This window comes from Achromobacter agilis (genome assembly GCF_900496965.1).
Taxonomy (GTDB): Bacteria; Pseudomonadota; Gammaproteobacteria; order Burkholderiales; family Burkholderiaceae_B; genus Achromobacter; species Achromobacter agilis.
Genome location: NZ_UFQB01000049.1, coordinates 1 through 9,791 on the forward strand (window position 1 = coordinate 1; position 9,791 = coordinate 9,791).

Below are 9,791 nucleotides of genomic sequence, written 5' to 3' on the forward strand. Positions count from 1 at the left end.
CCCGCCGCGCAAGCGCCTGGCGCGCCCGCCGGCGCCGCCAAGGCCGGCACGCCGCGCCTGGCGCCCGAGACCGCGCTGCCCCGCCCTGCGGGCCAGCCTCACGCCGACACCGCGCAAGTCCTGGCCCCGGCGCACGAAGACCAGGATCCCGCGCCCATGCTGGCGAGCGCAGACCAGCAATTCCAGGCGCCGCAGCACGGCGCGCAGTCCCACGACGCCCTGGCGGCGACGCTGGCCGCAGCCGCTGGGCAGCGCCAGCCCCTGCCGATCGCCAACCCCACCGCCTTCGCCGCGCCCGCCGTTCCCCTGGTGATGCAGGTCGCCACCCCCGTGGGCGGCACGCACTGGGGCACCGAACTCGGCCAGCAAGTGGTCATGATGAGCCACAGCGCGCGCCAAGGCATGCAGACCGCCGAACTGCGCCTGGATCCGCCCGACCTGGGCCCGCTGCGTGTCAGCCTCAACCTGACCGACGGCGTTGCCAGCGCTTCGTTCGTCTCGGCCCATGCGTCCGTGCGCCAGGCGATCGAAACCGCCATGCCGCAACTGCAGCAGGCGCTGGCCCAGGCCGGCATCTCGCTGGGGCAAACCAGCGTGGGCGAGCAGGCTGCCCAGCAAGAGTTCGCGCAGCACGGCGGCAACGGCTCGCAACGGCAGTCCGGCGGCGCAATGACCGGCGCCGCGGCTGCGGCCGACGCCCCCATCGCAGTGACGGTGGCGCGCAACGCCAACGCCCTGGTGGACACATTCGCCTGACCTACGCGCATCCCGCGTCCGGCAAGGATCGCGGGCAGTGCAGCAATAGCTTGAGATACACGGCTTTCGCCCTGTTTTTCGCCCCCAAGCGGAGGCGGGATTTGGGGCAGAATGCTTTCATCAACTAAGAACCCGTTTTCATCAGCGGCAAAATACGCATCGACACCGAGATGGCGACTTCCAAATCCACACCCATGCCTGCGCGCGGCGCATCCTCTTCCCGCGCAGGCGGCCTGGGCCGCGTTCTTCGCCCGTTGCTGGCCATCCTGGTCCTGCTCATCGTCGCCGCGGCCAGCGCCGGCGCCACCTGGTACATCACCCAGCGCATACAGCCGCAAGGCGCGGCGCCCGTGCAGCTCGGCGTGGGCCAGGTGCCTGGCGGCCAGCCGGGCCAACCTGGGCAGCCGGGGCAGCCGGGCCAAGGCCCCCAGGCCATGCCAGCCACCTTCGTCGCGCCGCCCGCCAATCCCATTGCCGTGCCCGCGCCGATCTTCGTGCCGCTCGAGCCCTTCACCGTCACGCTGCAGAATCCGGAAACGGAACGCATCATGCACGTCGGCCTGACGCTGCGCGTCAGCGACGAGCAGACCCGCACCCGTCTCGAGAAATACATGCCGGAAGTGCGCAGCCGCATCCTGATGGTGCTGTCGTCGCAATCGCCCATCGGCGTGCAGACGCAGCAAGGCAAGACCGACATGGTCAATGCGATCAAGCAGGCGGTCAATCGCCCGTTCTCGCCTTTGCCTGACGGCCAGTACGTCACCGACGTGCTCTTCACGGCGTTCGTGGTGCAATAAGCATGGCCTACGAGGCATTCCTTTCGCAGGACGAGGTCGACGCGCTGCTCGCTGGCGTCACCGGCGAGAGCGACAGCAAAACCGAAGCGACAAGCCAGACGACCGGCGCGCGCGCCTACGACCTGAGCTCGCCCGAGCGCGTCGTGCGCCGCCGCATGCAGACGCTGGAGCTCATCAACGAGCGCTTCGCGCGCCAGATGCGCCATGTGCTCCTGAACTTCATGCGCCGCAGCGCCGACATCACCGTCGGCTCCATCAAAATCCAGAAGTACGCGGACTTCGAGCGCAACCTGCCTGTGCCGAGCAATCTGAACATGATTCAGATGAAGCCGCTGCGAGGCACCGCGCTCTTTACGTACGACCCGAACCTGGTGTTCCTGGTCATCGACAGCCTGTTCGGCGGCGACGGCCGCTACCACACGCGCGTCGAAGGCCGCGACTTCACCACGACCGAGCAGCGCATCATCCGCCGGCTGCTCAACCTGACCCTGGAGAGCTACGGCAAATCCTGGGATCCGGTCTATCCGATCGAATTCGAATACGTGCGGTCGGAAATGCACACCAAGTTCGCCAGCATCACCGGCAACAATGAAGTGGTGGTCGTCACCTCCTTCCACATCGAATTCGGCGCGACCGGCGGCGAGCTGAACATCTGCCTGCCGTACTCCATGATCGAGCCGGTGCGCGACCTGCTGACGCGGCCGCTGCAGGAAACCACGCTCGAGGAAGTGGACCAGCGCTGGTCGCAGCAGCTGTCCCGCCAGGTGCGCAGCGCCGACATCGACGTCGTCGCGGAATTCGCCCGCATTCCTTCCTCGATCCGCGAACTGATGCACCTGAAGGTCGGCGACGTCCTGCCCGTGACCGTGCCGGAAACCATAATCGCGAGCGTCGACGGCGTGCCGTTGATGGAATGCGGCTATGGCGTCTTCAACGGCCAGTACGCCCTGCGCGTACAGAACATGTTTACCCACGATACAGAACCCAACGAGGCCTCTGACCATGACTGACAAGAACGAGCCCGGCACCGGCTCGTCCCCGGCCGACGACTGGGCCGACGCGCTCGCCGAACAATCCCGCGCCAATCCGCCCACCCAAGCCGACGGCCTCAAGCCCCAGGACGACTGGGCCGCCGCGATGGCGGAACAAGCCGCCGCGCCCGCAGCGGCGCCGGCTGCCGCTCCCGCAAGCGCGCCCGCCGCCCCTGCCGCGCAACCGGCGGCGCAGCCGGCCGCGCAATCGGTGTTCAAACCGCTGGCCGGCACGACCGGCGGCGCAGGCACCGACATCGACCTGATCATGGACGTCCCCGTCCAGCTCACGGTCGAACTGGGCCGCACCCGCCTGACCATCAAGAACCTGCTCCAGCTGGGCCAGGGCTCGGTGGTCGAACTGGACGGCCTGGCCGGCGAGCCGATGGACATCTTCGTCAACGGCTACCTGATCGCGCAAGGCGAGGTCGTGGTGGTCGAAGACAAGTACGGCATCCGTCTCACCGACATCATCACGCCATCCGAGCGGATCAACCGCTTGAACAACCGCCGCTGATCCTGGCTTCGCCATGAATGAATCCGCCCTCATGCGCGTCATCATCGGCCTGGTGCTGGTCGTGGCGGCCATCCTGGTCGCGGCCTGGCTGGCCCGCCGCGCCGGGCTGACGCAGCGGGGCGGCGGCAACCTCCTGCGGCAGGTGGCCAGCCTGCCGGTCGGCCCGCGCCAGAGCATCGTCGTGGTCGAGATCGAAGACACCTGGCTGGTGGTCGGGGTCGGCCCGAACCAGCTCAATACCCTGCACACCCTGCCGGCCGGCCAGTTGCCGGAAGGCTCTCCGCTGCCCGCCGCCGCTTTCGCGGCCAAGCTGGGCCAGGCGCTCAAGCGCCGCTAGCGCCACGGCGCGCCTCACGCTATACCCATGAGTTTTCTCACCCGCTCGACGCCTGCCCGCGCCCGCCCCGCCGCGCTACCCCTGCTTGCAGCCGCCGCCCTGCTTGGCCTGGCCTTCTTTCCGGCCGGTGTCGTCGCCCAGGCCACCCTGCCCGCCCTGACGGCCACCCCGGGGCCGAACGGCTCCGAGACCTATTCGCTCAGCATGCAGACCCTGCTGCTGATGACCTCGCTGTCGTTCCTGCCGGCCGCGCTGCTGATGATGACGGGCTTCACCCGCATCATCATCGTCCTGGGACTGTTGCGCAGCGCCATGGGAACCGCGATGTCGCCGCCCAACCACGTGCTGATCGGCCTGGCGCTGTTCCTGACCTTCTATACGATGTCGCCGGTGTTCGACAAGATCTACGCCGACGCCTACAAGCCGCTCTCCGAAGGGTCGATCCCGTTCGAAACCGCCGTGGAGCGCGCGGCCTCGCCCTTGCGCACCTTCATGCTGCACCAGACCCGCGAGAACGACCTGTCGCTCTTCGCCAACCTGGCCAAGGAACCGGCCATGGAAGACCCGACGCAGGTTCCCATGCGCATCCTGGTGCCCGCGTTCATCACCAGCGAGCTGAAGACCGCCTTCCAGATCGGCTTCACCATCTTCATCCCGTTCCTGATCATCGACCTCGTGATCGCCAGCGTCCTGATGGCGCTGGGCATGATGATGGTGCCGCCGGTCACCGTGGCGCTGCCGTTCAAGCTGATGCTCTTCGTGCTCGCCGACGGCTGGAACCTGCTCATGGGTTCGCTGGCGCAGAGCTTCTACCAATAACGCCAGGAGGGAAATCGCCATGACCGCCGAAACCGTCATGACCATGACCTACCAGGCGATGAAGATCGTGCTGGCGATGGCGGGTCCGCTCCTGCTCGTCACGCTGATCGTCGGCCTGGTGATCAGCATCTTCCAGGCCGCCACGCAGATCAACGAAATGACGCTGTCGTTCATTCCGAAGCTGCTGGCCATGTGCGGCGTGCTGGTGCTGCTGGGCCCGTGGCTCATCGGCGTCATGGTCGACTACATCCGGCAACTGATCGGCCAGATTCCCATGCTGGTGTCCTGAGCGGCAGTTGCCGCCAGACCCCGCGCCGCCCGCCATGATCGCCTTCACGCTCGAGCAGCTCAACGGCTGGATCGGCCAGTTCCTCTGGCCGTTCGTGCGCATCCTGGCGCTCGTGGGCACTGCCCCGCTGTTCTCGGAATCGCTGATCCCCGTGAAGGTGAAGATCGGGCTGTCGTTCGTCCTGGCCGTCGCCATCAGCCCCGCCCTGGACCCCATGCCGCCCATCGCGCCGGGCTCGTTCGCCGGGCTCTGGATGGTGATGCAGCAGGTGCTGATCGGGATCTCCATGGGTTTCACAATGCGTCTGGTATTCGCCGCCGTGCAGACGGCCGGTGAATTCGTGGGCCTGCAGATGGGTCTGTCATTCGCGTCGTTCTTCGACCCCAGCGCGGGCGCCAACACCGCCGTGCTCTCGCGGCTGTTCAACATCATCGCGATGCTGACCTTCCTGGCTCTGGACGGCCACCTGCTGGTCCTGGCTGCGCTGGTGCGGTCCTTCGATACCCTGCCCGTCGCGATGATCCAGCTACACCAGAACGGCTGGGGCGTCGTGGTGGAATGGGGCAAGACGGTGTTCATCTCCGGCCTGCTGCTCGCGCTGCCGCTCATCTGCGCCTTGCTGACCATCAACCTGGCCATGGGCATCCTGAACCGTGCCGCGCAACAATTGTCCGTTTTCTCGATCGGCTTCCCCGTCACGCTGATTGTCGGCGTCACGGTGCTGGCCGTCGTCCTGCCCCACGCGGGGCCATTCCTGGAATCGCTGTTCGAATCGGGGCTGACCGCCATGAGCCGCGTCGCAGACGCGCTCGCCGGCAGGTAACCCCTCCGGGAACCCGCCGCGGCCTTACTGCTGCCCCGTAAGGCGGAAGACGCGGATCGTATCGCGCAGCGCGCCCGACTGGCTGCCCAGCTGCATGACCGCGCCGCCCAGATCCTGCACCAGCGCGGTGTTCTGCGCCGTCATGACGTCCATCTGCGAAACCGCCGTATCCACCTGTTCGATGCCGCTGGATTGTTCCTGGGAAGCGCGCGAGATCTCGCCGATGATGTCGGTCACACGATGCACGGCCGCCACGATCTCCTGCATCGTCGCGCCCGCCTGTTCCGCCTGCAGCGATCCTTCGGCCACGCGTTCGACCGAATCCTCGATCAAGCCCTTGATTTCCTTGGCCGCCTGCGCGCTCTTCTGCGCCAGCGTACGGACCTCGCCCGCCACCACCGCGAAGCCCTTGCCCGACTCGCCGGCGCGGGCCGCCTCCACGGCGGCATTGAGCGCCAGGATGTTCGTCTGGAAGGCGATGCCTTCGATGATGCTGACGATATCGGCGATCTTGCGGGAGCTGTCCGAAATGCCGTGCATGGTGTCCACCACCTGCCCGACCGCCACGCCGCCGCGCCGCGCCACGTCCATGCTGCTGGCCGCCAGCTGGTTGGCCTGGCGGGCATTGTCGGCGTTTTCGCGCACGGTCGCGGTCAGCTGCTCCATGCTGGCGGCGGTCTGCTGCAGGGAAGAGGCCTGGCCTTCGGTGCGGCCGGCCAGTTCCTGGTTGCCGCGGGAGATATGCGCCGCGGCAAGAGTCGTGCCTTCGATGCCGCGATAGACGTCCTGGGCGATGCCGATCAGGCTCTTGCGCATAACGTCGAGCGAGAATTTCAGGCTGCCGACCTCATCGTCGGACTCTGCCACGATCTGGGTAGTGAGATTGCCGGCCGCCACCTGGCGCGCCATGTTGGCCGCGTCGACCATCGGATCCAGCAGAAAACGCGAGAGGCGCCAGCCCATGCCGAAGATGGCAAGGACGCCCAGCCCGATCGCCGCGCAGCCCAGGCCGGCGCCCATCGTGTCGAGCTTGTCCCAATTAGCATGCAGCCCATAGGCGCCCGCGACGGCCACGAAGCCCGCGGACAGCAGTGCATGGCGCAGCATGCGGCTGCGGACGCCGCGCTTGAAAGGAAACGCCAGCACGTCCAGCCCGCGACGCCACCCGGCCCGCACCGGCCGGCCGCGCAGGATGCGCACGCCATTGGCCGTGCCCTCGCGCATACGCGCGTACAGCGCTTCGGCCATCGCGATCTGCTCGTCCGAAGGACGCACCCGCACCGAGGAATACGCCACGACCTCGCCGTTCTCGACGATAGGCGTGGCATTGGCCAGCACCCAATAGAACCCGCCGTCCTTGCGGCGGTTCTTGACCAGGCCCAGCCACGATTCTCCGGCCTGGAGCGTTTCCCAGAGATCCTCGTACGCTTCGGGCGGCATATCGGGATGGCGCACGATATTGTGGGCCTTGCCGATCAGCTCCTCGTGGGAGAATCCGCTGACCTCGACGAAGGCCGGGTTCGCGTAGACGATCCTGCCTTTGGTATCGGTACGCGAGATCAGGTACTGATCCTCGCGCAGCTTGGTTTCCACGTTATGGATAGGTAGGTTGACGCGCACAGCTTGTCTCCGGTTATATCGAAAGCAACAAATGAATAACGGCGAGCAAACTGGACCTGATGCCCCGCATCTACACTTCCCCGCCCGGCTCGTGAAGCACCGGCGCCGGCCGGCGCGCGATATCTGTCGAACACTGTTTCAGCGCCTTATTCAGGCGTTATAACGATTAACGGCCGTATTTTCGAAAACTTAACGTGCGCACGATCCGTTCGTTTTCGTTACCGCAAAAAAACAGGACCGGGGCCGCGCATCTGCGCGGCCCCGGTCCTGCAGGGATGCCTCAGGGCGTCAGGCCTGGGTCAGCGTCGGCGCGGCATAGCCGGTCAGCTGATGAGCGGGTACTTCGATGACCTCGCCTGCGTTGATCTTGAACACGGCGACCGCCTCGGCCAGGCGCTGCGCCTGTTCCTGCAGCGAACCCGCCGCCGCGGCAGCCTCTTCCACCAGCGCCGCGTTCTGCTGCGTCACCTCGTCCATCTGCGACACTGCGCGGTTCACCTGGTCGATGCCGCTGGACTGTTCTTCCGACGCCGCCGAAATCTCGCCCATGATGTCCGTCACGCGCTTCACCGACGCCACGATCTCCTGCATCGTGGCTCCGGCGCGCTCCACCTGCTGCGAGCCTGCGCCGACCTTCGTGACCGAATCCTCGATCAGGCCCTTGATTTCCTTGGCCGCCTGCGCGCTGCGCTGCGCCAGCGAGCGCACTTCGCCCGCCACCACCGCAAAGCCCTTGCCCTGCTCGCCCGCGCGCGCCGCTTCCACTGCGGCGTTCAGCGCCAGGATGTTGGTCTGGAACGCGATGCCGTCGATCACCGACACGATTTCGGAGATCTTGCGCGAGCTGGCCGAAATGCCTTGCATCGTGCTGACCACTTCCGACACCGCCGAACCGCCGCGCTCGGCCACGTCCGATGCGCTCGCCGCCAGTTGATTGGCCTGGCGGGCGTTGTCCGCGTTCTGCTTCACGGTCGAGGCCAGCTCTTCCATGGAGGCCGCGGTTTCTTCCAGCGAGGCCGCCTGTTCTTCCGTGCGGCTGGACAGGTCAGTGTTGCCGGCCGATATCTCGCTCGAACCCACGGTAATCTCGTCCACGCCGCGGCGCACCGCCGACACCGTGCGGGTCAGGCTTTCCTGCATCCGCTTGAGCGCAGCGAACAGCTGGCCGATCTCATTGTGCGAACGCACTTCCACCCGGCTGGTCAGGTCTCCGGCGGCGATCTTGTCGAAATGCTGGCCAGCCTCCACCAACGGGCGGACCACCAGGCGGCCGAACAGCATGCGGGCCATGATCATCAGCAGCAGCGCCAGGCCGACCGCAACACCCACCGCGATCATGGCGCGGTCGAAGCTGGCGCCCGCCTGGTCGATCGTGGCTTGCTGCTGCTCGCCGATGTACTTGCTGAACTGGCTGATCGCCTCGATGAACGCGGCGCTGCGCGGCGTGCCGTATTCGTTGTTCACCATGTAGAAGGTCGAATAGTCTTCGCTGCGCAAGGCTTCGACCATGGTGTCCACGCCATCGTCGATGTACGAACGGTAGCGGCGGACCAAGTTCATGGACAGCTGGCGGCCGGTGTCGTCCTGCAGCATGTTCTTCTGGAAATCGGCAAAGCGGCTGCGAACGCCGGTCAACAGGTCGGTCGCGCTCTTCAAGGCCGCCGCCGCGTCGCGGGCCGAGTTCTCGCCGCTGCCCCAGCCGGATTCCTGCAGGTGGCGCGCGGCGACCATCAGCGCGACGCGAGCGCGCAGCATGTCGCTATTGATCACCTCGACCTGCTTGGCGCGCTCGGTCAGCGCGTTGACCTCGCGGATGGACTCATAGTTGTTCTGCAGGAAATAAGCGGCCAGGCCGCCGACCGCCGCGATCAATATCGCGAAGAACGCCATGACCCACAGCAGCATCGTGCCGACGCGGGCATCGCGCAGGCGCAGCTTCCTTTTCACCTTGGGCGTGCGCGCCGCCTTCCTTTTGCCGACCTTGCCGGACTTCGCACCGGATTCGAGACTCGCTTCCATATATTTCCCCATCCCTCAGGAACTGCCTGACCAAATGAAAAACCACCCCGTGGACACGCCCTGTTACATGACGATTCCACTCAGGGCGACGTACGTTGCGATCTGCGCCGCAACGTTCTCTGCCGGACTACAGGACTTACCCGCCCCGCGGCCTCGATCCGGCCGGTTCACCCGGGCCGGGTATATAAATGATTTGCCCCTCGGGCTCCACCGCGGGCAAGGCCCAGTCCTGATCGAAGCCGGGCGCAGGCGCCGGCCCCAGCAGTTTCTGGCGTTCCCAGGGTTCCAGCAGAATATTGGTGCTGTCGACGAGGCGCATCAGCCGGCCGTCGGGCCCGAACTGGAGCAACGCTTCCTTGCGGCTGTACAAGCCGTCGGTGACAAATGTGATCTTGAAAGACCAGAGGGCCAGCAAGGAGCCGTCGGTCTGCCGGTAGACGTTATCGGGCGGAGCGGTCAACGCCCGCGAGGCCTCTTCGAGCGTGGTCTGCCCCGGCGTCAAGGTCGACAGCTTGTCCGGGTCGAAGTTGTGACCCGTCGCCGCGCAGCCGGCGAGAATGGCCGCAAGAGCGGCCGCCGCCAGAAGATGTATATAGCCTCGCATACCTACCCATTTACCGGACTGGCCGGTGTCAGAAAGATTCCCAATCGTCATCCGAAGGCGGCGACCGGCGGCTGGCCGCGGGCGCCGCTTTCGCATCGGACGCCGCCGCCGGCCGCACTGCGGGCCGGCGCAGCGGACGCGCCGCCGTGGCGCCTTCGACGCCTGCCGGCTTGGCGCGG

At 66.4% G+C, this 9,791-nt stretch carries 11 protein-coding genes; 8 read left to right on the forward strand and 3 right to left on the reverse strand.

All coding sequences use genetic code 11. The features are described from left to right. From AGI3411_RS29820 to fliR, 8 genes are all read left to right on the forward strand, one after another. The coding region (locus tag AGI3411_RS29820) for a flagellar hook-length control protein FliK (protein WP_208748213.1) at positions 1–756 on the forward strand (756 nt) is incomplete at its 5' end. 170 nt (positions 757–926) lie between these two features. Then, complete coding sequence (fliL, locus tag AGI3411_RS29825) at positions 927–1,553, forward strand: flagellar basal body-associated protein FliL (RefSeq protein WP_165359318.1); 627 nt, start codon at positions 927–929, stop codon at positions 1,551–1,553. 2 nt (positions 1,554–1,555) lie between these two features. After that, positions 1,556–2,563: a flagellar motor switch protein FliM gene (gene fliM, locus AGI3411_RS29830; RefSeq protein ID WP_129530907.1), complete on the forward strand. Its 1,008-nt coding sequence runs from the start codon at positions 1,556–1,558 to the stop codon at positions 2,561–2,563. Beyond that, positions 2,556–3,101, forward strand: a complete 546-nt coding sequence (gene fliN / locus AGI3411_RS29835) for a flagellar motor switch protein FliN (RefSeq protein WP_129530908.1) — start codon at positions 2,556–2,558, stop codon at positions 3,099–3,101. Before fliM ends, fliN begins: the two co-directional genes overlap by 8 nt. A gap of 13 nt (positions 3,102–3,114) precedes the next feature. Then, positions 3,115–3,438: a flagellar biosynthetic protein FliO gene (gene fliO / locus AGI3411_RS29840; protein WP_129530909.1), complete on the forward strand. Its 324-nt coding sequence runs from the start codon at positions 3,115–3,117 to the stop codon at positions 3,436–3,438. A gap of 27 nt (positions 3,439–3,465) precedes the next feature. Further along, on the forward strand, positions 3,466–4,257 hold the full coding sequence (fliP, locus tag AGI3411_RS29845; protein ID WP_129530910.1) for a flagellar type III secretion system pore protein FliP: 792 nt from the start codon (positions 3,466–3,468) through the stop codon (positions 4,255–4,257). Between the two features lie 19 nt (positions 4,258–4,276). After that, positions 4,277–4,546 carry a flagellar biosynthesis protein FliQ gene (gene fliQ, locus AGI3411_RS29850; protein WP_043545181.1) on the forward strand — a complete coding sequence of 90 codons (270 nt, stop codon included), beginning with the start codon at positions 4,277–4,279 and terminating at the stop codon, positions 4,544–4,546. A gap of 34 nt (positions 4,547–4,580) precedes the next feature. Further along, a complete protein-coding gene (gene fliR / locus AGI3411_RS29855; protein WP_129530915.1) occupies positions 4,581–5,369 on the forward strand; it encodes a flagellar biosynthetic protein FliR in 789 nt (262 codons plus the stop codon). 24 nt (positions 5,370–5,393) lie between these two features. Here the strand turns inward: fliR and AGI3411_RS29860 are convergent, their stop codons facing one another. The 3 genes from AGI3411_RS29860 to AGI3411_RS29870 form a co-directional block, all read right to left on the reverse strand. Further along, the gene (locus AGI3411_RS29860; RefSeq protein ID WP_129530911.1) at positions 5,394–6,989 is read right to left on the reverse strand and encodes a methyl-accepting chemotaxis protein; all 1,596 of its coding nucleotides are present in this window, start codon (positions 6,987–6,989) and stop codon (positions 5,394–5,396) included. A gap of 288 nt (positions 6,990–7,277) precedes the next feature. Beyond that, on the reverse strand, positions 7,278–9,008 hold the full coding sequence (locus AGI3411_RS29865; RefSeq protein WP_129530912.1) for a methyl-accepting chemotaxis protein: 1,731 nt from the start codon (positions 9,006–9,008) through the stop codon (positions 7,278–7,280). A 136-nt stretch (positions 9,009–9,144) separates the two neighbouring features. Beyond that, positions 9,145–9,612: a hypothetical protein gene (locus AGI3411_RS29870; RefSeq protein WP_129530913.1), complete on the reverse strand. Its 468-nt coding sequence runs from the start codon at positions 9,610–9,612 to the stop codon at positions 9,145–9,147. Positions 9,613–9,791 lie beyond the last annotated feature (179 nt).